We start from the raw sequence: 22,328 nt of genomic DNA, 5'->3' as shown, positions 1-22,328 counted from the left end.
CGGGCCGGAGGAGCCGGTTGCTGGAGCTGGCTAGTGGGCGTCGGCGATGTGCCGCGTACCGATCCGCTTGCGGAACACCCAGTAGGTCCAGCCCTGGTAGAGCAGCACCAGCGGGGTCGCGATGGCCGCACACCAGGTCATGATCTTGAGCGTGTACGGGGTCGAGGACGCGTTGGTCACCGTCAGGCTCCACGCCGGGTTCAGCGAGGAGGGCATGACGTTCGGGAAGAGCGTCAGGAACAGCATCGCCACGGCCGCGACGATCGTGATGCCCGAGAGCGCGAACGACCAGCCCTCGCGTCCCATCCGGATCGCCCCGATCGCGCCGACCAGCGCCAGCACGGCGATCACCAGAGCGACCAGGCTTGCGCCGTCCCCCTTGTCGACCTGGGTCCAGACGAGGAAGGCGAGCGCCACCGCGGCGGTCACCACGCCCAGCTTCAGCGCGAGCGCCCGGGCCCGCACACGGATGTCGCCGACCGTCTTGAGCGCCGCGAACACGGTGCCGTGGAAGGTGAAGAGGGTGAGCGTGACCAGGCCGCCGAGCAGGGCGTAGGGGTTGAGCAGATCCGCGACGTTGCCGACGTACTCGTGGTTCTGGTCGATCTTCACGCCGTGGACGATGTTGCCGAAGGCCACGCCCCACAGGAAGGCCGGGAGCAGCGAGGACCAGAAGATGGCCTGCTCCCAGTTGCGCTGCCAGTTCTCCTCGGGCCGCTTCGCCCGGTACTCGAAGGCGACACCGCGGATGATCAGGCAGACCAGGATGAGCAGCAGCGGCAGGTAGAAGCCGGAGAACAGCGTCGCGTACCACTCGGGGAAGGCGGCGAAGGTCGCGCCGCCCGCGGAGAGCAGCCAGACCTCGTTGCCGTCCCAGACGGGACCGATGGTGTTGATGAGCACCCGCTTCTCGACCCGGTTCCGGGCGAGCAGCTTGGTGAGGACTCCGATCCCGAAGTCGAAGCCTTCGAGGAAGAAGTAGCCGGTCCAGAGGACGGCGATGAGTACGAACCAGACGTCGTGGAGTTCCATGCCTCGATCTCCTGAGCCTCAGTACGAGAAGGCCATGGGCCGGTCGGCGTCGTGGTCCCCGCCGATCCGGGTGGGCGGGTTGAGGTCGTTCTCGGTGAGCTCGGGCGGGCCGGCCTTCGCGTACTTGCCGAGCAGCCTCACCTCGATCACGGCGAGCACGGCGTAGAGGAGCGTGAAGACGATCATCGAGGTGATCACCTCGCCCTGGGAGACCCCGGGGGAGACGGCGTCACGGGTGCGCAGCACGCCGTAGACGACCCACGGCTGACGGCCCATCTCGGTGAAGATCCAGCCCCAGGAGTTGGCGATCAGCGGGAAGACCATCGTCCACAGGGCGGCGATCCAGTACCACTTGCCGATCCGCGGGCTGAGCGCCTTGTTCTTGAACAGGACCAGATGCGGTGCCTCGTCCTCGCCCGTCCTCAGGCCGGGGGCCAGCATGAACTTCTTGCGGGTCAGCCAGAGCCCGAGCAGGCCGAGGGCGAAGGACGCCATGCCGAAGCCGATCATCCAGCGGAAGCCCCAGTACGCCACCGGGATGTTGGGCCGGTAGTCGCCGGGCCCGAACTGCTGCTGCTCGGCCTTGTTGATGTCGTTGATGCCCGGGACGTACGAGGTGAAGTCGTCGTTCGCGAGGAAGGACAGCAGTCCCGGGATCTCTATCGCGACCGTGTTGTGGCCCTTGTCGACATCGCCGACGGCGAAGACGGAGAAGGGCGCCGGCTTCTCGCCGTCCCACAGCGCCTCGGCCGCGGCCATCTTCATCGGCTGCTGCTGGAACATCACCTTGCCGAGCAGGTCGCCGCTGACCGCGGTGAGCATGCCGGCGATGACGACGGTGATCAGGCCGAGCCGCAGCGAGGTCTTCATCACCGGGATGTGCCGCTTGCGGGCCAGGTGGTAGGCGGCGATGCCGACCATGAAGGCGCCGCCGGTGAGGAAGGCCGCCGAGAGGGTGTGGAAGACCTGGTTGAGGGTGGTGTTCTGGGTGAGCACCAGCCAGAAGTCGGTCAGTTCGGCGCGGCCGCGGGCCCCGTTGATCTTGTAGCCGACGGGGTGCTGCATCCAGGAGTTGGCGGCCAGGATGAAGTACGCCGACAGGGTCGTGCCGATCGACACCATCCAGATGGTGGCCAGGTGGATCTTCTTGGGCAGCTTGTCCCAGCCGAAGATCCACAGACCGATGAAGGTCGACTCGAAGAAGAACGCGATCAGCGCCTCGAAGGCGAGCGGAGCGCCGAAGACGTCACCGACGAAGCGGGAGTAGTCCGACCAGTTCATGCCGAACTGGAACTCCTGCACGATGCCGGTGACCACACCCATCGCGATGTTGATCAGGAAGAGCTTGCCCCAGAACTTCGTCGCCCTGAGGTACTTCTCCTTCTCGGTGCGCACCCAGGCCGTCTGGAGCCCGGCGGTGAGCGCGGCGAGCGAGATCGTCAGAGGGACGAAGAGAAAGTGGTAGACGGTGGTGATACCGAACTGCCAGCGCGCCAGAGTCTCTGGCGCCAACGCGAGGTCCACATGGTCCACGTCGTCTTCTCCTTACGTCGCCGTGGTGCACATCGGCAGTTTGCCCCTTTGATCCACCCCATTTCGGGAGGAACAAGGACACGCTTGTGAACGCGTTCACATTCACAAGCATTATGGCTCATACGAAATCCGTACCTTTGCTCGGGGGTCCCGTACCGAAGGTCACCTCTTCCCAAGGCCTTCAACATATTGTTGAATCCGGGCCATGAACCTTCGGATACGCATCTCCTGGCCGGCCGGTCACACCACGGCCACCCTCGACGAAACCCCCACGAGCAAGGTGCTCGTGGGGGCTCTGCCGATCTCCGCCACCGCCCGGACCTGGGGCGAGGAGGTCTACTTCGACACTCCGGTCTCGGTCCCGCTGGAGTCCGACGCGCGCCAGGTCGTCGCGCCGGGCACGGTGGCGTTCTGGACGGAGGGCGACGCGCTCGCCCTCCCCTACGGCCCCACCCCGATCTCCACGGGCGACGAGCCGAGGCTCGCCAGCCCGTGCAACCTCCTGGGCACGCTGGACGGGGACCCCAGGATCCTGGCCACCGTCCGGTCCGGCGACCCGATCCGGGTGGAACTCGCCGACTGACCGAACCGGCCGACCGGCCCTGACCGACCGAACCGCCGGCCGACCAGCCCTGCCTGAACCGGCCGATCAGCCCTGGCGGAAACCCTCCGCCGTCTTCAGGAACAGGTCGTTCGCCTCGGACTCACCGATCGTGATGCGCACGCCCTCCCCCGCGAACGGCCGCACCACCACGCCGTGCCGCTCGCACTCCGCCGCGAAGTCCATGGTCCGCTCGCCGAGCCGCAGCCAGACGAAGTTCGCCTGGGTGTCCGGCACGGTCCAGCCCTGGGCCACGAGCCCCGCATGGACCCGCTCGCGCTCGGCCACCAGCGAGCCGACCCGCCCGAGCAGCTCGTCCTCCGCCCGCAGCGAGGCCACCGCCGCGTCCTGCGCGAGCTGGCTCACGCCGAACGGCACCGCCGTCTTGCGCAGCGCCTCCGCCACCGGCTCGTGGGCGACGGCGAAGCCCACCCGCAGACCCGCGAGCCCGTACGCCTTCGAGAAGGTGCGCAGCACCGCCACGTTCGGCCGGTCACGGTAGAGCTCGATGCCGTCCGGGATGTCGGTGTCGCGGACGAACTCCCGGTACGCCTCGTCGATGACGACCAGGACGTCGGAGGGCACCCGGTCCAGGAAGCGCTCCAGCTCGGCCCGGCGCACCGCGGTGCCCGTCGGGTTGTTCGGGTTGCAGACGAAGATCAGCCGGGTCCGGTCGGTGATCGCCGCCGCCATCGCGTCGAGGTCGTGCACCTCGCCCTCGGTCAGCGGCACCTGCACCGAGGTGGCCCCGCTGATCTGCGTGATGATCGGGTACGCCTCGAAGGAACGCCAGGCGTAGATCACCTCGTCGCCCGGGCCCGCGGTCGAGTGGATCAGCGACTGGGCGACACCGACCGAGCCGGTGCCGGTGGCGATGTGCGAGACCGGGACGCCGAAGCGGTCGGCGAGCTCGTTCATCAGCCCGGTGCACGCCATGTCCGGGTAGCGGTTGAAGCTGGCGGCCGCGGCCAGCGTGCTCTCCATGACGCCCGGCAGCGGCGGATACGGGTTCTCGTTGGAGGAGAGCTTGAAGGCGACCGGCCCGCCCGCGGCGGCCGGCTTGCCCGGCTTGTAGGTGGGGATGCCGTCCAGCTCGGCGCGCAGCTTCGGGCCCGCCGTGCCCGTGGTGCCGACCCCGCTCGTCCCGCTGGTCTCGCTCACTGTGGGTCCTCCTCGACCGTCCGTACCACCAATACTCCTCACCTTATGAGGATTCGGCGCTCCTGCGAATGGGCTGTGGACAACGGAGCGGCAACGAGGGGAGCGCGCGCCGGGGTGGCGCGCGCCGGTGGCGGGCGCGGTGGCGCGCATCCCTCGTAGAGGTGAGTTGAGACCTCTTCGAGACCTCGCACCCTCGCCAGGTGCATGGCGGCCAGAGGTACCAGCTCCCATGATCACCCCCAGAACACCCTCTGTTTCCCAGGCTGTTGGGCATTTTTGATCATGCAGAAACGTGCCTGCTGCTGCCTGCATATGCGACCGGCCCGACCCACTCCCTTCGCCCTACTATCGGCTCGCCATGACAGCAGCAGGGAAGCACCAGGTGAGCCGGGCACAGACCCGGGGAAGCCGGCAGGGCCGGGCGGGCATTCGGGACGTGGCCGCCGCCGCCGGGGTCTCGATCACGACTGTCTCCGACGCGCTCAACGGCAAGGGGCGGCTCCCGGACGCCACCCGCCGTCACGTCCGCGAGGTCGCAGACAGGCTGGGCTACCGCCCCTCCGCGGCCGCCCGCACCCTCCGTACCGGCAAGTCGGGGCTCATCGGCCTGACCGTGACCACGTACGGGGATGAACCTTTCACCTTCACCGAGTTCGCGTACTTCGCGGAGATGGCCAGAGCCGCCACCTCGGCCGCGCTCGCCCGCGGCTACGCCCTGGTCATCCTGCCCGCCACCTCCCGTCACGACGTCTGGTCGAACGTCGCCCTCGACGGCACCGTCGTCATCGACCCCTCCGACCACGACCCCGTCGTCACCGAACTCGTCCGCCAGGGCCTGCCCGTCGTCTCCGACGGGCGCCCCGCCGGCACGCTGCCGGTGACCGCCTGGGTCGACAACGACCACGAGGCCGCCGTCCTCGACCTGCTCGACCACCTCGCCGCGGCCGGCGCCCGCCGGATCGGGCTGCTCACCGGGACGACGACCGACACGTACACCCGGCTGTCCACCACCGCGTACCTCAACTGGTGCGAGCGGGTCGGCCAGGATCCCGTCTACGAGGCCTATCCGGCGCACGATCCGTGCGCGGGCGCCGTCGCGGCCGACCGGCTGCTCGCCCGCCCGGACCGCCCCGACGCCGTCTACGGACTCTTCGACCCCAACGGCACCGACCTGCTCGCCGCGGCCCGCCGCTACGGGCTGCGGGTCCCGGACGACCTGCTGCTCGTGTGCTGCAGCGAGTCCACGATGTACGCCAACACCGAGCCGCCCATCACGACGCTCTCGCTCAAGCCGCGCCGCATCGGCACGGCCGTCGTGCAGCTGCTCATCGACGCGATCGAGGGCATCGAGACGGACGGACCGGTCGAGCAGGTGATACCGACCGAGCTGATCGTCCGCACCTCCTCGCAGCGCCGCTCGCCGAGGACAACCGTGAGCCCGCCACGGTCTCCCTCGAAGGACTGAACCGGGAACGAGGGACGGCGACCGCCCGCGAAAGCCCGGAAACAGCAGGAAGAGCCCGAGAAGAGTCCGGGAAAGTCGGGGAGAGGTCCGCGAGGGAGATCGGGAGGGGGCGGGGAGGGGAGCCCTGACGGGGGGCGGGAAAAGGAGCCGGACGGGGCGGCAGGGGCGCCGGACGGGGGCGGGAGGAGGGGCCGGGGAAGGCTGGGGGGAGGGTCGCGGAAGACCGTGGCTCTTCCGGCCGGGTCGGCGCAAACCTTTCGGTGCCCCCGGCCCGACCCTGGTCCGGACCTTCCCAATTCGGGCGAAACAACCGGTGAACCCGGAGTGGACCCGGATTCACCACCCCTGGTGCGTCACACAGGCGGACCCTCATTCCTATGATGGGCGGACGACACCGCGGACCATCACGACCAGACCGGTCCGCGATGTGCAGGGCATCGCGACGGTGGTGGAGGGGTCGATGACACAGGGGGCCGGGCAGGAACCCGTGGTGCGCACAGCGACGTTGCGTGACTTCCGTGTACCTCCGTACGCCCGGGTGCCCGTCCAGGGCCATGCCCCCGAGCCGGTTCCCACGGCCGCCGACGCCACGCTCCACCTGGGCCGGGCGCCCGAGCCGTACGAGCCCCGCGAGGCGCCCGAGCCCCGTGAGCCGTACGAGGCGCCCGAGCCGTACGACTTCTTCGCCGCCGGGTCCGTCGGACCGATCGGCACCGCCGGAGCGACCGGCACCGCAGGACCGGCCGGAGCCGTCGAACCGAGCGGGGCCGTCGGCTCCGGACACCCCGGCAACGCCTTCCCCGACGACGAGCCGCCCGAGGGGTACACGCCGACCGAGCGCGACCTCCCGGTCATCAACCGCGGCGACACCGTCCAGGTCCACGTCACCCCGGTGCCCCAGCCGGCCGCCGCGCGCCCCGACGGCCGCGGCCCGCTGTACGTCGTGGGCGACGTCCACGGCTATCTCGACGAGCTGCTCGAAGCGCTGCGCGCCCAGGGCATCATCGACGAGAACGGCGGCTGGGCCGCCGGCAACACCCGGCTGTGGTTCCTCGGCGACTTCACCGACCGCGGCCCCGACGGCATCGGCGTCATCGACCTCGTGATGCGGCTGTCCGCCGAGGCGGCGGCCGCCGGCGGCTACTGCAAGGCCCTGATGGGCAACCACGAGCTGCTCCTCATCGGCGCCAAGCGCTTCGGCGACACGCCGGTCAGCTCCGGCGCCGGCACCGCCACCTTCCAGGCCGCCTGGCTGCTCAACGGCGGCCAGAAGCACGACATGGACCGCCTCCAGGACGTCCACCTCCAGTGGATGTCCCGGCTCGACTCCATGGCGGAGGAGGACGGCCACCTGCTGCTGCACTCGGACACCACCGCGTACCTCGAGTACGGCGACACGATCGAGGACGTCAACGAGACGGTCAAGGAGACCCTCAACCGCAACGACGCCGACGAGGTCTGGGACCTGTTCCGGAAGTTCACCAAGCGCTTCGCCTTCCGCGACGAGGAGGCCGGCCCGCCGGCCGTCCGCGAGATGCTCGGCACCTACGGCGGCAACCGGATCGTGCACGGCCACAGCCCCATCCCGTACCTTCTCGGCCAGGTCGGCACGGAGGACGGCGAGGAGGGAGAGCGCCCGCAGGTCGAGGGTCCGCACCTCTACGCGGACGGGCTCGCCATCGCGATGGACGGCGGAGTGACCATGGCCGGAAAGCTGCTGGTCGTCCAACTCCCGCTGTCCGCCTGACGCATAACCGTACGCATCCGGGGAAGGCGATTTCCCGAAACACCCTGTCACCACGTGCCGTGACCGCAATACCATCGGCTCATCCGTAGCAGGCTCTCCTCCGTTTCTGCCCGAACCCGCCGTCGAAGACGGCTGGTTCCGGCCCCCACGGAGCATCGGGGGATGCACATGAACGTGGCTCCGCACCTGCTGACCGAGGACCGTGCCGAGTTCGAGCGCGTCCTCGACGAGGCACTGCGCACCGCGCACGACCATCCGGATCTGGCCGGATCCGGGTCCCGGCTGACCACCACTCAGCTGCGCTCGATGGCGCTGAACGCCACGACGCTGATCACGACCGCCGCCGCGGTCGAGTACGACCACTTCGTGAAGGTGCGGGAGCAGGTCCGCGAGCGGGCCCGCGCGGCGAGCGGCACGGACGGCGCGGACGACACCGGTGGTGCGGGCGGCGCCGGCCTCGTCGCCGTCGTCACCGTCCTCGGCCCGCTCCTCGCGGGCACCGCGGCCGTGATCTTCCTGTTCGTCGGCGCGGTCCTGAAGATGCTCGACCCGGCGCCCGCCTTCGCCGACACCCTGCTCACCGCGGGCCTCCTCTTCGGCGCCGTCGCCGCGGCCGGGCTGCTCTTCGCGGCGGCCGGACTGCTGGTCACGGCCCTGCGCAACAGCGCCACCGAGCTCCCCGCCCAGACCCCCGACGACGAGCTGACGCGCGCCCGGGAAGCCTGGTGCCGGGCCCTGACCGAGCGGGGCATCCACCCCTTCCTGCGCGACGCCCTCGCCGCGGCACCGGACGTGCCGCAGCAGTCGGCCCCGCAGTCGCCCCGGTCGCCGGCCGGCCGCATACCCAAGGTCGGCTACAGCGGCCCGGACTTCACCAGCCCGAACGAGGGCTCCCCGGCCCCGCGCCCGACCTACACGAGCCCCGGTTTCACCAGCCCGGACTTCACGAGCCCTGACGCGTGACGCGCCTGACGGCGGGTCACTCACCCCCCGATGAGCGACCCGCCGTCAGTGCCTGTCCGTGCGCGTGCCTCAGTCGGCCAGCGGCAGGTACACCCGGTTCCCGGACGCCGCGAACTCCGCCGACTTCTCGGCCATGCCGGCCTCGATCTCGTCGGCCTTCAGATCCCCGCCGTGCTCGCGGCGGATGTCCTGCGAGATCTTCATCGAGCAGAACTTCGGCCCGCACATCGAGCAGAAGTGCGCCGTCTTCGCGGGCTCCGCCGGCAGCGTCTCGTCGTGGAACTCCCGGGCCGTGTCCGGGTCGAGGGCCAGGTTGAACTGGTCCTCCCAGCGGAACTCGAACCGCGCGTCCGACAGCGCGTCGTCCCACTCCTGCGCGCCCGGGTGCCCCTTCGCCAGGTCCGCCGCGTGCGCCGCGATCTTGTACGTGATGACACCGGTCTTCACGTCGTCGCGGTTGGGCAGGCCCAGGTGCTCCTTGGGCGTGACGTAGCAGAGCATCGCGGTGCCCCACCAGGCGATCATCGCGGCGCCGATGCCCGAGGTGATGTGGTCGTACGCCGGGGCGACGTCCGTGGTCAGCGGGCCGAGCGTGTAGAACGGCGCCTCCTCGCAGATCTCCTGCTGGAGGTCGATGTTCTCCTTGATCTTGTGCATCGGGACGTGGCCCGGGCCCTCGATCATCGTCTGCACGTTGTGGCGCTTGGCGATCGTGTTCAGCTCGCCGAGCGTGCGCAGCTCGGCGAACTGCGCCTCGTCGTTGGCGTCCGCGATCGAGCCGGGCCGCAGGCCGTCACCGAGCGAGTACGTGACGTCGTACGCCGCCAGGATCTCGCAGAGCTCCTCGAAGTGGGTGTAGAGGAAGTTCTCCTTGTGGTGCGCGAGACACCAGGCGGCCATGATCGAGCCGCCGCGCGAGACGATGCCGGTCTTGCGGCGCGCGGTGAGCGGCACGTACGGCAGCAGCACGCCGGCGTGCACCGTCATGTAGTCGACGCCCTGCTCGGCCTGCTCGATGACCGTGTCCTTGTAGATCTCCCAGGTCAGCTCCTCGGCCTTGCCGTCGACCTTCTCCAGGGCCTGGTAGAGCGGCACGGTGCCGATCGGCACGGGGGAGTTGCGCAGCACCCACTCACGGGTGGTGTGGATGTTGCGGCCGGTGGACAGGTCCATGACCGTGTCGGCGCCCCACCGGGTCGCCCAGGTCATCTTCTCCACCTCCTCCTCGATCGAGGAGGTCACGGCGGAGTTGCCGATGTTCGCGTTGACCTTCACCAGGAACCGCTTGCCGATGATCATCGGCTCGATCTCCGGGTGGTTGACGTTGGCCGGCAGCACCGCGCGCCCGGCCGCGATCTCCTCGCGAACGACCTCGGGGGAGACGTTCTCGCGGATCGCGACGTACTCCATCTCCGGCGTGATCTCGCCACGGCGGGCGTACGCGAGCTGGGTCACCGCCTGCCCGGCGCGGCCCCGGCGGGGCAGCCGCGGCCGGCCCGGGAAGACCGCGTCGAGGTTCTTGAGCCCACCGCCGCGGGGCGAGGTGTGCTTGACGCCGTCGTCCTCGGGGCGGACCGGACGGCCCGCGTACTCCTCGGTGTCGCCGCGCGCAATGATCCAGTTCTCGCGCAGCGGCGGCAGTCCGCGCCGCACGTCGGTCTCGACGGCGGGATCGGTGTACGGACCGGACGTGTCGTACAGCGTCACGTCCTTGCCGTTGGTGAGGTGCACCTGGCGGACCGGCACCCGGAGGTCGGGGCGGGAGCCCTCGACGTACCCCTTGTGCCAGCCCGGCGTGCGCTCGCCCTGGCCGCTGCCCTGCGGGGCGTTCTGGTCGGAGGCAGGCGTGCGTGCATCCTGAATGGTCATGAGACCGAATCTCCCTACGCCGGCATTACCCGGTAACAGGTTCGGCGGTCGGCGCAGCGATCTTCAGCGCCCTCTCAGCCCGGTGCTCCGAGCTCCCGCGTGTGCAAAGGTGCCACCACGCTAGCGTCAACCCTGGCGTGCTGAACAGTGGGCCCCCAGCGTTCTTGCGAGGATCGAGCAGTGACTTCGACGCAGCAGACCCCCGAAACGCATGGCCACGAGGGCCATGGCGGCCACGGCCACTCCCCCGGTCCGGCCACCGGCCACTCCGGCCAGTCCCCCGGGCACGGCCATGACCACTCCGACCGCTCCGACCACTCCGCGCCCTCGGGGCACTCCCACGGACACAGCCACAGCCACGGGCCGGCCGCGCCCGTCTCCCGGCATCTGCGGAAGGTCATCGCCGCGATCCTCATCCCCTTCGGCGCCGCCGTGCTCGTCGGGCTCGTGGTGCTGTGGCCGGGCGGCTCGCCGGCGCACCAGCGCACGGGCGTCGGTTTCGACCGGCAGACCGAGCAGGGCCGGGTGGTCGCCGTCGTGCACGTCGACTGCAAGAACGGGAACGCCGAGTCCGCGACGGGCCAGTGCGAGAAGGCCACCGTCGAGGTCGGCACGGGGCGCGACAAGGGCCGCAGGTTCACCGAGATCGTGCAGCCGGACGCGCCCCGGCAGCTCCACGAGGGCCAGGGCGTGGTGGTCGCGTACGCGCCGGACGCGCCGCGCGAGCTGCAGTACTCGGTCACCGACGTGGACCGGAAGTTCCCCGTCGCACTGCTCGCCGGCATCTTCGCGCTCGCCGTCGTCATCGTCGGCCGGATGCGCGGGGTGATGGCACTGGTGGCGCTCGCCGCGAGCTTCCTGGTGCTGACCTTCTTCATCCTGCCGGCGATACTCCAGGGCTCGAATCCGCTGGTGGTGGCCGTCGTCGGGGCGAGCGCGATCATGCTGATCGCCCTCTACATGTGCCACGGGCTCTCGGCGCGCACCTCGGTCGCGGTGCTCGGCACGCTGGTCTCGCTGCTGCTGACCGGGCTGCTCGGCTCGCTCTTCGTCGGCTGGGCCTCGCTCAGCGGCAACACCGACGACAGCACCGGTCTCATCCACGGCCTCTACCCGCACATCGACATGTCGGGCCTGCTGCTCGCCGGCGTCATCATCGGCTCGCTCGGCGTGCTCGACGACGTGACGGTCACCCAGACCTCGGCCGTCTGGGAACTCCACCAGGCCGACCCGGGCATGGGACCGCGGGCGCTCTACCGGGCCGGCATCCGGATCGGCCGGGACCACATCGCCTCGGTGGTGAACACCCTGGTGCTCGCCTACGCCGGCGCGGCACTGCCGCTGCTGCTGCTCTTCTCCATCGCGCAGAGCAGCATGGGGACGGTGGCCAACAGCGAGCTGGTGGCGGAGGAGATCGTCCGCACGCTGGTCGGCTCGATCGGTCTGGTCGCCTCGGTGCCGGTCACCACCGGCCTCGCGGCCCTCGTGGTCGCGGCCGACCGGCCGGCGACCGGCCTCCCTGGGCCGGCGGGACAGCCGGTTCCGGCGGGACGGGCGGCGCGCGGAGCAGCGGCGCGAGGGGGACGGGGCGGCCGGCGGCGACGGGCGAAGTGACCTTGCTGCGCGGGGCGCCTAGCGGGCGGAACGGACGCGGGGACGTACGCGCGAGCGGACGCGGGGACGTACGCGGGGACGTACGCGAGGGAACGGACCGCATGAGCGGGCGCGGGGACGTACGCGCAGGAACGGGTGCGTAGGAATGGGCGCGCAGGAACGGACGCGCAAGAACAGGCGCGCAGGTGGACGCGGTGCGAACCCGGCAGGGGGGCCGGGCGCACGGCCGGGGCTCGGAGACCCGGCCGTGACTCAGCCCGCGTTCTCCTCCGCGAGGATCCGGCCGAGTGCCTCCTCCAGGTAGTCCTCGAAGTCACCGAGGGTCCGCTCCTGACCGAGCGGGACGAGCTTGTCCGTCCGGTCGAGGAACGCGACCAGCGGCGGTGCGCTGGCCCGGAACAGGGCGCGGTCGCCGCCGACCTGGAGCCGGATCATCACGTCGGAGAGGCCCTCGGGGTCGGTCGGCGCGATGTGCACGTCGCCGTCCCCGCTCGGCCTGTTGATCCCGTCGAGCAGCAGCTCCCGCCCGAACGCCCAGGTCACCGGGGCGTCCCCGGGCAGGTGGAAGGTCATCCGCACCGCGTACGGATCGCGGGTCTCGTATCGCAGTTCCACCGGGATCCTGAAGGAGAGCTCCTCGGAGACGAGGAAGCTCATCAGGACCTCGGCCTGAACCGTCTCTCGCATCATGTACCCCGCAGTAGTGGAAGTTTTGACGCAATCGTGCTGTAAGCCCTAGCAGATCACAAGGAGTGATTTTTCAGATACTGATAGAGAACGCGAGTGACGAGAAGAGTCTTCCGATCTCATTACGTAGCCATTCGACTGCGGGAAGCAACCGTTCTTGCTGGTGGAGCGGGAGTGAAATCGCCATCGTGGCCGCCGTGGAGCCCGCGGTGATGGGGATCGCGGCACAGACCGTGCCGAGCGCATATTCCTGACGCTCCACCAGGGGCTCCATTCGCCCCATACCGCCCAAACGCTCCAAAAGAGCACGCTGATTACGCACCGTATATGGGGTGATGGCTTCCACCGGGTGGCGATCGAGGTGGTCTTGACGGCTCTTCGGATCGAGTTGAGAGAGCAGACACTGGCCGATCGCGTGCGCGTGGCCGGTCTCCTTGAAGTTCGCCCATTCCTCGACCGCGGGATTGGACGGGGTGTCGGCGACCGAGACCAGCTCGATCTCGCCCTCGCGGTAGACGGCGAAGTAGACGGGGACACCGATGGTGTCGCGCCAGCGGGCGAGAGAGTCTTCGATCTTGGTGCGACGATTCTGCACAGCTCCGCCGCCGACCAGACGGGCGGCGGCGTCTCCGAAGACGAACACACCCTTGTCGCGGCGCAGATAGCCCTCGTGCGTCAGGGTGCGGAGCAGGTGGTACGCGGTGGGAAGCGGGAGTCCCGCCTCGCGCGCGAGCTGTTTGGCGGGGGCCCCGTCCTCGTGGGAGCCCACGGCCTCGAGGAGTCTCAGGGCCCGCTGCACCGAGCCGATCAGAGTAGGAGCAGCGGGCTGCGAAGCAGTGGCCAAAGGTCACCCCCAGGCGTGTCGACGAGTGCGTCGCACCCGCCCGCGGGGGCCGCCCCCGCGCGCCCGCCGCGGCCTGGGACCGCGGAGGTTTCGCCTGTGGTTCCCGGGGCGGCAGAGGATTTCCACTCTAATGGCAGGCCTCGGAGCCACAGGGGTTTCGACCTGCGCGTTCCCCCGGCCGGGCTAACGCCCGACGGGCAGTGCTACCAGTCCCCGCGCGAGCTGTTCGACGCCGTGACCTTCTTGACGACGTAGATCAGACCGCCGACCAGCGCCACGAAGACCAGCACCTTGAAGAGCAGCCCGAAGACGATGCTCAGGACCGTGGTGATCAGACCGCCGAAGACGGCCAGCGCGATGACGGGTATGGCGATCCACTTCACCCACCACGGCATCCCCGCGAGAATCTCCTTCACCGCCATGGCGCTTACCTCATCTCCGAAGTGCCGGGCCCAGCGGCCCGGTCGGCGCGCTCTGCGCCGGACACACTTCGATGCTAGGGGTGCACCCGGTGTCCGCGGGGGCCTCACGGCCCCCGGTCTTCCCTGATCCGACCCCTAGGGGTCCGGGCCCGCGACCGGGCCGGCCCGTCGGGGTCACGCCTCCGGCGGCGAGAACACCACGAGCACCCGCAGGTCCTCGCTGATGTGGTGGAACTTGTGCGGCACCCCCGCCGGCACGTAGACCACGCTGCCCCGGGCCACCGAGGTCGTCTCGTCCCCTACCGTGATCGAGGCCCGTCCGCTCACCACGAAGTACACCTCGTCCTGCCGGTGCGTCCCCTGCGGGTCGGTCTGTCCCGCATCGAGCGCGTACAGGCCCACCGACATGTTCCGCTCGCGCAGGAACTGCAGATAGGCGCCCTCGTTGGCGGCCCGCTCCGCGTCCAGCTCGTCCAGCCGGAATGCCTTCATCGCTCGTTCCCGTCCTTAGTCCTTGGCTGTGGCCGGATAGTGCTGCCACGATCTGGCACATGAAGAATTTCGTCCTCAAGACCCTCGCGAACGCGGGTGCCCTCGGGGTTGCCGTCTGGCTGCTCCAGGACATCACACTGACCGGTGAGAGCACAGCCAAGAAGGCATGGACGCTGATCCTGGTCGCCCTGGTCTTCGGCCTGGTGAACTTCCTGGTGAAGCCGATCGTGAAGCTGCTGACATTTCCGCTCTTCATCCTGACGCTCGGTCTGATCACCCTCGTCGTCAACGCGCTCATGCTGCTCCTGACGTCCTGGCTGGCCGACAAGCTGGACCTGAGCTTCCACGTCGAGGGCTTCTGGACCGCCGTGCTCGGCGGCCTGATCATCTCGGTCGTCTCCTGGGCGCTGAACGTCGTCCTCCCCGACGGCGACTGAGGCGGGGCATGACGTACCGCGTCTGTTTCGTCTGCACGGGCAACATCTGCCGCTCGCCGATGGCCGAGCACGTCTTCCGGGCCCGGGTCGCCGAGGCCGGGCTCGCCGGCCTCGTGGAGGTGGACAGCGCGGGCACCGGCGGCTGGCACGAGGGCGACGGCGCCGACCCGCGCACGGTCGCCGTACTGGACGAGCACGGCTACGGCTCCGCGCACACCGCCCGGCAGTTTCGTGCCTCCTGGTTCCCCGCGCTCGACCTCGTGATCGCCCTCGACGAGGGCCATGTGCAAGAGCTGCGGCGGCTCGCCCCGACCTCCGAGGACGCCGCGAAGATACGGCTGCTGCGCTCCTACGACCCGGGCGCGGTGGCCGGACTCGACGTGCCCGACCCGTACTACGGCGGCCGGGACGGCTTCGAGGAGTGCCTGGAGATGGTGGAGGCGGCGAGCGAGGGCCTGCTCGCCGCCGTACGCGACCGAGTGAAGGAGCGCACGGCATGAGCGGCGACACGACCGCCGACCGGGGCGGGAGCGGCCGGACCGGCGGCATCGGCGACGGGACCCGGGCGGTACGGGCCGGCCTGCCCGAGCCCGTGAAGTACGAGCCCACCCTGCCGGGCCCCGTCTTCGCCGCCCACTTCCACCTGCCCGGCGAGCCCACCGGCCCGTACACCTACGGGCGCGACGAGAACCCCACCTGGACCCACCTCGAGCGCGCCATCGGCGAGCTGGAGGCACCGGGGGAGAGCGGCGTCGAGACACTGGTCTTCGCGTCGGGCATGGCCGCCATCTCCGCCGTGCTGTTCTCCCAGCTGAGGGCCGGCGACACCGTCGTCGTCCCGTCCGACGGCTACCAGGCCCTGCCGCTGGTGCACGAGCAGCTGCGCGCGTACGGCGTCGAGGTGCGCTCAGCGCCGACCGGCGGCGACGCCCAGCTGACCGTGCTGGCCGGGGCGAAGCTGCTGTGGATCGAGACCCCGTCCAACCCGGGGCTCGACGTGTGCGACCTGCGCCGCATGGTCGCCGCCGCCCACGAGCAGGGCGCGCTCGTCGCCGTCGACAACACCCTGGCCACCCCGCTCGGCCAGCGGCCGCTCCAGCTCGGCGCCGACTTCTCGGTGGCCAGCGACACCAAGGGCATGACCGGGCACGGCGACGTCCTGCTCGGCCACGTCAGCTGCCGCGACCCGCAGCGGGCCGCCGAGGTCCGGCGCTGGCGCAAGATCGTCGGCGCCATCCCGGGCCCGATGGAGGCATGGCTCGCCCACCGCTCCCTGGCCACGCTCCAGCTGCGCGTCGAGCGGCAGTGCGGCACCGCGCTCGCCCTCGCCGAGGCGCTCGCCGCGCACCCGGACGTCACCGGCCTGCGCTACCCGGGCCTGCCCGGCGACCCCGCGCACGAGGTGGCCGCCCGGCAGATGCGGCGCTTCGGCTCCGTCGTCTCCTTCGAACTGCCCGACCGGCAGCGGGCCGAGCGCTTCCTGGAGGCGCTGCGCCTGGTCGAGGAGGCGACCAGCTTCGGCGGGGTGCGGTCCACGGCCGAGCGGCGCGGCCGCTGGGGCGGGGACGCGGTGCCGGAGGGCTTCGTCCGCTTCTCGGTGGGCGCGGAGGACCCCGAGGACCTGATCGAGGACGTCCTGCGCGCCCTCGACGAGGCGGCCAAGGCCGCCTGACGGCCCGCCCGGCAGCCTGCCGCGCAGCGCCGCCGGACAGGGTGACAGGGGCGCTCCGAGCCTCCCCCCTCGTGGTTCGGAACGCCCCTCGCCCCCTGCGGGTGCCCTTGCGGACAACCGCGCGAACAAGGCTAGTTGACTCTGCGTCAGTGTCCAATCACGGTAGCGACAGCGACCTATCGACTTATTTATAGTTGGACGGATCTGTCGTACGGACGCAGGGGCCGGGAGGGCGCGGACATGGATCTGACCCTGCTGCGCACCTTCGTCGCCGTGCACCGTGCCGGCTCCTTCACCCGCGCCGCCGCCCTCCTCGGCCTCTCCCAGCCGGCCGTCACCAGCCAGATCCGCACGCTGGAACGGCAGCTCGGCCGCCCGCTCTTCCTCAGACGGGCCCGCGGGGTCACCCCCACCACCATCGGCGACGAGCTCGCCCACCGCGCCGCCCCGCACCTGGACGCGCTCGTCGAGATCGCCGAGACCGGCCTGGACGAGCGGAGCGGGGTGCGCACCCTGCATGTCGCCGGGCCGCCCGAGTTCACCTCCGCGCGGGTGCTGCCCGCGCTCACCCCGCTGGTCGCCCAGGGCCTCGCCGTGCGCGTCTCCCTGCTCGGCGACGCGGCCGAGACCCTGGACGGGCTCGCCGCCGGCCACCACGACCTGGCCGTCGCCACCGCCCGGCCCCGCGGCGGTCTCCTCTCCGCCACACCACTCTGCGACGAGGAGCACGTCCTGGTCGCCGCCCCGCGCTGGGCCGCCCGGCTCTCCCCCGGCGTGCTGCGGGGCGCGGGCGCGCTCGTCCTGGAGCAGCTGCCGGTGGTCGAGGTGCACGAGTCGCTGCCCTTCGTCTCCCGCTACTGGACGGCCGTCTTCGAGACCAAGCCCGCCGCCGCCGCGACCGTGATCGTCCCGGACCTGCGGGCCGTCCTGGAGTCCGCCGCCTCCGGCGCCGGCCTCGCCGTGCTGCCGCGCTATCTCTGCGAGCCGGAGCTGGCCCGGGGCCGTCTGGTGGCGCTGCTCGACCCGCCCGTGCCGCCGCTGCGCACCTATTTCCTCGTCGTCCGCACCGGCACCCTCGCCCTGCCGCACGTGGCCCGGGCCCATGAGCGGCTGCTGCGGGCCGCGGGGGAGTGGTGAGTTTCGAGCGGGCGGGCGTTTCAGGACAGCGAGGACGGGCCATTTTCCTTCCATGACCGAACGACCAGTGGTCAAGCGCACCGCACGCGCCATCCTGCTCGACGGGGACGACCTGATCCTCATCAAGCGCACCAAGCCGGGAGTGGATCCGTACTGGGTGACGCCCGGCGGCGGGGTCGAGGCCTCCGACCCGACGGTCGTCGAGGCCCTGCACCGCGAGGTCCACGAGGAACTCGGCGCCAAGATCACCGATGTGGTGCCCTGTTTCGTCGACACCGTCGAGCACATCGTCGACGGCGGCGTCTCCGGGGTGAAGGTGCAGCACTTCTTCGTCTGCCGCCTCGAATCCATGGACACCGCGCAGCGGCACGGCCCCGAAGTCGACGAGCCACTGGGCGAGTACGAGATCGTCCGGGTGCCGTTCAGCCGGGTCGGGATCGCCGCCGTGCACCTCGTCCCGCTCTCGCTGCGCCACTACCTGGACGGCAACATCGAGGGCGTTCGCGCGATGCACGCGCCCGACCTGGGCTGACGGCACGTTTCTGCAGACTTCGACGGTCTGCGCTCAGGCCGAGGCGACCAGCTCCGACACGTAGTCGTGACGGATCCGGTCGGTGGGGATGCCGGCGCCCTTCAGGGCGTCGACCCCGCTGCGGATCATGCCGAGCGGCCCCGACAGATAGGCGTCGTACTCGGCCCACGGCCCGTAACGGCACACCGCGTCCGGCAGCCGCCCCTGGTCCTCCGTGACCGGACGGACCGAGAGCCAGGGGAAGGTCTGCTGCAGCCGCAGCATCGTGTCGATGTCGTAGAGGTCGTGGCCGTTGCGGGCGCCGTAGAACACCTCGACGGGCCGCCGGTCGCCGTGCTCCGCGACGTCCTCCACCAGCGCCTTGATCGGCGCGATGCCGGTCCCTCCGCCCAGGCAGAGCAGTCCGTTGTCGGTCGAGTGGTCGACCGTCATCGACCCGGCGGGCGGGCCGAGCCGCAGTACGTCCCCGGGCCGCGCGCGGTGGACCAGGGCGTTGGACACCCAGCCCGCCGGCACGGCCTTCACGTGCAGCGAGAGCAGCCCGTCCGGCCGGGGCGCCGAGGCGAAGGAGTAGTGCCGCCATATCCGCGGCCACCACGGGGTCTCCAGGGTCGTGTACTGCCCGGCGAGGAAGGGGTACGGCTGGTCGGGCCGGAGCGTCACCACGGCGATGTCCCGGGTGCGCAGATCGTGGCTGACCACCTCGGCCTGCCACCAGGCCGGCGCCTGCGCCTCGTTCTCGGCGGCGGCGTCGATCATGATCTGCGAGATCGTCGTGTACGTACGGACCCAGGCCGCCTCGGTCTCGGCGTCCCAGACGCTCTCGGCGTACCGGGCGAGGGCACCGATCAGCGCCTCGCCGACCGCCGGGTAGTGCTCCGGCCGGGTGCCGTACTTGCGGTGCCCGCGGCCCAGGTTCTGCAGGTACTCGGTCAGCACCCTGGTGTTGTCGAGGTGCTCGGCCGCCGTGAGCAGCGCCTTGAGCAGCCGGTCGCGCTGGGTGTCCATGGCCGCCGGGAACATCTCGCGCAGTCCGGGGCTGCCGATGAACAGCAGGGCGTAGAAGTACGAGGTCACCCGGTCGGCGACGGGGGCGATCTCGGTCAGGGTGCGCCGGACCAGCACGGCGTCGGGCGAGGGATCGCCCTGACGGACGGCCGCCGGCGGTGCCGGTGGTCCGTCCGGTGACGCCTCGGCTGACGCCTCCGTCTCGTCCGGTGATGGTGCCGCTATCCGGGGCAGCGGCGCGTCCGTGGCCGCAGCCGGAGCTTCCGTCATGTGCTTGCCTCCCCGCAGTCGGCCTCCGTGTTCGCAGGATGGCAGTCCTGGGGTCGCTACGGACAGAAAGTGGGAATCCCGGCCAATAGGTGCCCTCGGAGGGCTAGGCTGCGCTCTTTCGCACCAGTGCGTATGCCTCGCGCAGGTCGGCTCCGCCGTAACGGTGGGTCGCCAGGCCGGCGAGATGGTGGTCCGCGTTCACCGCCACGCTCTCCGGGACGACCGCGAAGAGCTCGGCGTCCGACATCGAGTCCCCGTACGCCACGCAGTCGGCCAGGCCGAGCCCGAAGCGCTCGCAGAGCTCGCCGGCGATCCGCACCTTCGCCGAGGCGTCGAGGATGCCGGGCCGGTGGATCGGCTCGGTGAAGGGGACGGAGGGCCAGCGGGAGCCGTGAGCCGCGTCGAGTCCCCACTCCAGGAGCCGTTCGACGAAGAAGTCGGGCGAGAGCGAGATGACCGCGCAGCGCCCGCCCCCGGCCCGGATCTCCGCCCACACCTCCCGGATGCCGGCCAGCCAGGGCGCTCCCTCGAAGGCGGCGGTCACCTGCTCCAGCGTGAGCTCGGCCCACAGAGCATGGGCCCGCACGGCGAACTCGTCGGGTGTCATCCCGCGCAGCAGGAAATCCTGCTCCAGCCGCTCGATCTCCTCGCTCAGCCCGAGCTGCCGGGAGATCTCCACCGCGGCCGCCGAGCCGCGGATCAGCGTGCCGTCGAGGTCGAAGAGATGCAGTCTGCGCCCGTCACGGGCATGCGTCAGGTCAGCCACGTGTGCCGAGGCTAGTACGGGTGGCGCGGCGGCGACGTCGGCGGCGGTGTTTCACGTGAAACATCTCCAGGTCAGCCCCGCTCCACCGCGCCCCCGGGTCACGGCCCGTAAACCGGTGGACGTGCCCTCGGCGCGTCGGTAAGCCTGATCACCATGCCGATTTCGCAGACCTCACTCGACAAGCTCCCCATCCGGCACCTCACCTCCGACGACCTCCTCGCTTGCGCCGATCTCTCCGAGGACCGGGGATGGGACCGGGAGGAGTACAAGTGGGGGCTGCTGCTCGCCGCAGGCACCGGCTACGGCATCGACGACCCCGACGGCAAGGGGCTGCTCACGGCCTGCGTCGTCACCTCCTACGGGCCCGGGCTCGCCGCGATCGGCATGGTCCTCGTCGCCGAGCGGTACGCCCGCCAGGGCGTGGGACGCCGGCTGATGCAGCACGTCCTCGCGGAGTACGACGGCACCCCGCTGACGCTGTACGCCACGCCCAACGGGCAGCCGCTCTACGCACAGCTCGGCTTCACCGAGATCGGCAGGTCCGAGCTGCTCAAGGGCCGCTTCAACTTCGCCGAACCGGCCGCGGAGGCCCCGGCGGGCACCTCGGTCCGGCCCGCGACCGCGGAGGACCTCCAGGCGATCCTGAGCCTCGACCACGAGGTCTTCGGCGCCGACCGCACGCACCTCATCACCCGGCTGCCCGCCTTCGCCGACGTGCTGCGCGTCGCGGAGCGGGACGGCGGGCTCACCGGCTTCGGCGCCCTCTGGCCCAACATGGACACCCATGTCATCGGCCCGCTGATCGCCCGCGATCCGGCGACCGCCCAGCACCTCGTGACGGCCCTGGCCGAGGCCACCGACCGGCCGCTGCGCACGGACGTCGAGGCCGGCCACACCGCCCTGCTGACCTGGCTGGAGGCGAACGAGGTGGGCAGCGTCTTCACCACGAGCCTCATGGTCCGCTCGGCCCCCGACCTGCCGGGTGACGCAAACCGCCGCTTCGCTCCGCTGACCGTCGCCGCGGGGTGACCTCGGTGGGGCCCGGCAGTGGCCCCACCGCCGGAGCGATTAATTGCACACGCGGACTTTTGCGCCTCCTCGACTACCCTGGGGAGGAACCGCTCCGCATCGAGGAGAGACCGAGGAAGCGAGGAAAGACCCATGACCGCGACGGACCCCGCTCTGACGGCCCTCGCCCAGGGCTGGTGTGCCCTCTCCCTGCTGCACGGCAGGATCGAGTCGCACGTCGAGCGCGCCCTGGAGTCCCAGCACGGTCTGAGCGTCCGCGAGTACTCGCTGCTCGACGTCCTCAGCCGCCAGCACGAGGGCCCCGGCGGCCACCTCCAGATGAAGCAGGTCGCCGACGCCGTGGTGCTCAGCCAGAGCGCCACCACCCGGCTCGTCACCCGCCTGGAGGACCGCGGTCTGCTCACCCGGTACCTCTGCGCCACCGACCGGCGCGGCATCTACACCGATGTCACCGAGGCCGGCCTGCAGCTGCTCGCCGAGGCCCGCCCCACCAACGACAAGGCACTGCGCGAGGCGCTGGACGAGGCCGCCCGCAACCCCGAGCTGGCCCCGTTCGTCCGTGTCGTCGAGGACCTGGGCGTCCCGGCATGAGCGAGCTGACGATCCGGCCCGCGGAGCGCGGCGACCTCCCCGCGGTCGTGGCGATGCTCGCGGACGACCCGCTGGGCGCCCGGCGCGAGTCGCCCGACGACCTCACCCCGTACACCGCCGCCTTCGACCGGCTCGACGGTGATCCCCACCAGCATGTCGTCGTGGCCGTGCGCGCGGAGAAGGTCGTCGGCACCCTCCAGCTCACGATCGTCCCCGGGCTCTCCCGCCGGGGCATGACCCGCTCGATCATCGAGGGCGTCCGCATCCACGCCGACGAGCGCGGCAGCGGCCTCGGCACCCGGCTCATCGAGTGGGCCGTCGAGGAGTCCAGGACTCAGGGCTGCGGCCTGGTGCAGCTGACCTCGGACGTCACCCGCGCCGACGCCCACCGCTTCTACGAGCGGCTCGGCTTCAAGCCCTCGCACGTCGGCTTCAAGCTGAGTCTCTGACCAGGAC

23 protein-coding genes and 1 riboswitch are annotated in these 22,328 nt (G+C 70.8%); of the genes, 13 read left to right on the top strand and 10 right to left on the bottom strand.

The window, feature by feature from the left end; translation table 11 throughout:
- Positions 1-30 precede the first annotated feature (30 nt).
- Positions 31-1,032: a cytochrome d ubiquinol oxidase subunit II gene (cydB, locus tag ACFYU9_RS23000; protein WP_389345835.1), complete on the bottom strand. Its 1,002-nt coding sequence runs from the start codon at positions 1,030-1,032 to the stop codon at positions 31-33.
- 18 nt (positions 1,033-1,050) lie between these two features.
- Complete coding sequence (locus ACFYU9_RS22995; RefSeq protein ID WP_389345913.1) at positions 1,051-2,556, bottom strand: cytochrome ubiquinol oxidase subunit I; 1,506 nt, start codon at positions 2,554-2,556, stop codon at positions 1,051-1,053.
- A gap of 214 nt (positions 2,557-2,770) precedes the next feature.
- On the opposite strand from ACFYU9_RS22995, the gene ACFYU9_RS22990 reads away from it, so the two are divergent.
- Positions 2,771-3,148, top strand: a complete 378-nt coding sequence (locus ACFYU9_RS22990; RefSeq protein ID WP_389210683.1) for a cyclophilin-like fold protein — start codon at positions 2,771-2,773, stop codon at positions 3,146-3,148.
- A gap of 66 nt (positions 3,149-3,214) precedes the next feature.
- On the opposite strand, the gene hisC is transcribed toward ACFYU9_RS22990, so the two are convergent.
- On the bottom strand, positions 3,215-4,327 hold the full coding sequence (hisC, locus tag ACFYU9_RS22985; protein ID WP_389210685.1) for a histidinol-phosphate transaminase: 1,113 nt from the start codon (positions 4,325-4,327) through the stop codon (positions 3,215-3,217).
- Between the two features lie 358 nt (positions 4,328-4,685).
- Between hisC and ACFYU9_RS22980 the strand changes: the two genes are divergently transcribed.
- The 3 genes from ACFYU9_RS22980 to ACFYU9_RS22970 all read left to right on the top strand — a co-directional run bounded on the left by ACFYU9_RS22980 (position 4,686) and on the right by ACFYU9_RS22970 (position 8,502).
- A complete protein-coding gene (locus tag ACFYU9_RS22980) occupies positions 4,686-5,792 on the top strand; it encodes a LacI family DNA-binding transcriptional regulator (protein ID WP_389210687.1) in 1,107 nt (368 codons plus the stop codon).
- A 460-nt stretch (positions 5,793-6,252) separates the two neighbouring features.
- Positions 6,253-7,539, top strand: a complete 1,287-nt coding sequence (locus tag ACFYU9_RS22975; protein WP_389345833.1) for a metallophosphoesterase — start codon at positions 6,253-6,255, stop codon at positions 7,537-7,539.
- A gap of 162 nt (positions 7,540-7,701) precedes the next feature.
- Positions 7,702-8,502, top strand: coding sequence for a hypothetical protein (locus ACFYU9_RS22970; protein ID WP_389345832.1), 801 nt, complete (start codon positions 7,702-7,704; stop codon positions 8,500-8,502).
- A gap of 69 nt (positions 8,503-8,571) precedes the next feature.
- Here ACFYU9_RS22970 and thiC read toward each other — a convergent pair whose 3' ends face one another.
- Positions 8,572-10,371 carry a phosphomethylpyrimidine synthase ThiC gene (gene thiC, locus ACFYU9_RS22965; RefSeq protein ID WP_389345831.1) on the bottom strand — a complete coding sequence of 600 codons (1,800 nt, stop codon included), beginning with the start codon at positions 10,369-10,371 and terminating at the stop codon, positions 8,572-8,574.
- Positions 10,366-10,480, bottom strand: a riboswitch (TPP riboswitch). (Overlaps the previous gene by 6 nt.)
- Positions 10,481-10,551: 71 nt before the next feature.
- On the opposite strand from thiC, the gene ACFYU9_RS22960 reads away from it, so the two are divergent.
- Entirely contained in the window at positions 10,552-11,985 is a 1,434-nt protein-coding gene (locus ACFYU9_RS22960) for a YibE/F family protein (RefSeq protein WP_389345830.1), read from the top strand.
- Positions 11,986-12,237: 252 nt separating this feature from the next.
- On the opposite strand, the gene ACFYU9_RS22955 is transcribed toward ACFYU9_RS22960, so the two are convergent.
- The 4 genes from ACFYU9_RS22955 to ACFYU9_RS22940 form a co-directional block, all read right to left on the bottom strand.
- Complete coding sequence (locus ACFYU9_RS22955; protein ID WP_389211484.1) at positions 12,238-12,672, bottom strand: SsgA family sporulation/cell division regulator; 435 nt, start codon at positions 12,670-12,672, stop codon at positions 12,238-12,240.
- A 73-nt stretch (positions 12,673-12,745) separates the two neighbouring features.
- Positions 12,746-13,516: an IclR family transcriptional regulator gene (locus ACFYU9_RS22950; RefSeq protein WP_389210697.1), complete on the bottom strand. Its 771-nt coding sequence runs from the start codon at positions 13,514-13,516 to the stop codon at positions 12,746-12,748.
- A 203-nt stretch (positions 13,517-13,719) separates the two neighbouring features.
- The gene (locus tag ACFYU9_RS22945) at positions 13,720-13,932 is read right to left on the bottom strand and encodes a DUF5326 family protein (RefSeq protein ID WP_389211486.1); all 213 of its coding nucleotides are present in this window, start codon (positions 13,930-13,932) and stop codon (positions 13,720-13,722) included.
- A 180-nt stretch (positions 13,933-14,112) separates the two neighbouring features.
- Positions 14,113-14,430: a cupin domain-containing protein gene (locus ACFYU9_RS22940; RefSeq protein WP_389210699.1), complete on the bottom strand. Its 318-nt coding sequence runs from the start codon at positions 14,428-14,430 to the stop codon at positions 14,113-14,115.
- A 59-nt stretch (positions 14,431-14,489) separates the two neighbouring features.
- Between ACFYU9_RS22940 and ACFYU9_RS22935 the strand changes: the two genes are divergently transcribed.
- The 5 genes from ACFYU9_RS22935 (at position 14,490) to ACFYU9_RS22915 (ending at position 18,208) form a co-directional block, all read left to right on the top strand.
- Positions 14,490-14,867, top strand: coding sequence for a phage holin family protein (locus ACFYU9_RS22935; protein WP_389210701.1), 378 nt, complete (start codon positions 14,490-14,492; stop codon positions 14,865-14,867).
- An 8-nt stretch (positions 14,868-14,875) separates the two neighbouring features.
- Positions 14,876-15,367 (top strand): low molecular weight protein-tyrosine-phosphatase, encoded by a 492-nt coding sequence (locus tag ACFYU9_RS22930; RefSeq protein WP_389345829.1) that lies wholly within the window; start codon positions 14,876-14,878, stop codon positions 15,365-15,367.
- Entirely contained in the window at positions 15,364-16,539 is a 1,176-nt protein-coding gene (locus tag ACFYU9_RS22925; protein ID WP_389210705.1) for a cystathionine gamma-lyase, read from the top strand. Before ACFYU9_RS22930 ends, ACFYU9_RS22925 begins: the two co-directional genes overlap by 4 nt.
- Positions 16,540-16,779: 240 nt before the next feature.
- On the top strand, positions 16,780-17,676 hold the full coding sequence (locus tag ACFYU9_RS22920) for a LysR family transcriptional regulator (RefSeq protein WP_389210707.1): 897 nt from the start codon (positions 16,780-16,782) through the stop codon (positions 17,674-17,676).
- Positions 17,677-17,728: 52 nt separating this feature from the next.
- Positions 17,729-18,208, top strand: coding sequence for an NUDIX domain-containing protein (locus ACFYU9_RS22915; RefSeq protein ID WP_389210709.1), 480 nt, complete (start codon positions 17,729-17,731; stop codon positions 18,206-18,208).
- 33 nt (positions 18,209-18,241) lie between these two features.
- On the opposite strand, the gene ACFYU9_RS22910 is transcribed toward ACFYU9_RS22915, so the two are convergent.
- Positions 18,242-19,486 carry a globin domain-containing protein gene (locus ACFYU9_RS22910; protein ID WP_389345827.1) on the bottom strand — a complete coding sequence of 415 codons (1,245 nt, stop codon included), beginning with the start codon at positions 19,484-19,486 and terminating at the stop codon, positions 18,242-18,244.
- A 103-nt stretch (positions 19,487-19,589) separates the two neighbouring features.
- On the bottom strand, positions 19,590-20,252 hold the full coding sequence (locus ACFYU9_RS22905; protein WP_389210713.1) for an HAD family hydrolase: 663 nt from the start codon (positions 20,250-20,252) through the stop codon (positions 19,590-19,592).
- Between the two features lie 153 nt (positions 20,253-20,405).
- On the opposite strand from ACFYU9_RS22905, the gene ACFYU9_RS22900 reads away from it, so the two are divergent.
- The 3 genes from ACFYU9_RS22900 to ACFYU9_RS22890 all read left to right on the top strand — a co-directional run bounded on the left by ACFYU9_RS22900 (position 20,406) and on the right by ACFYU9_RS22890 (position 22,321).
- Positions 20,406-21,281, top strand: a complete 876-nt coding sequence (locus ACFYU9_RS22900; protein WP_389345826.1) for a GNAT family N-acetyltransferase — start codon at positions 20,406-20,408, stop codon at positions 21,279-21,281.
- Positions 21,282-21,413: 132 nt separating this feature from the next.
- A complete protein-coding gene (locus tag ACFYU9_RS22895; RefSeq protein ID WP_389210717.1) occupies positions 21,414-21,872 on the top strand; it encodes a MarR family winged helix-turn-helix transcriptional regulator in 459 nt (152 codons plus the stop codon).
- Complete coding sequence (locus ACFYU9_RS22890) at positions 21,869-22,321, top strand: GNAT family N-acetyltransferase (RefSeq protein WP_389345825.1); 453 nt, start codon at positions 21,869-21,871, stop codon at positions 22,319-22,321. Before ACFYU9_RS22895 ends, ACFYU9_RS22890 begins: the two co-directional genes overlap by 4 nt.
- Positions 22,322-22,328 lie beyond the last annotated feature (7 nt).

It is taken from the genome of Streptomyces sp. NPDC004327, from assembly GCF_042873935.1.
GTDB lineage: Bacteria > Actinomycetota > Actinomycetes > Streptomycetales > Streptomycetaceae > Streptomyces.
This window is presented reverse-complemented; position numbering and strand designations above follow the sequence as displayed.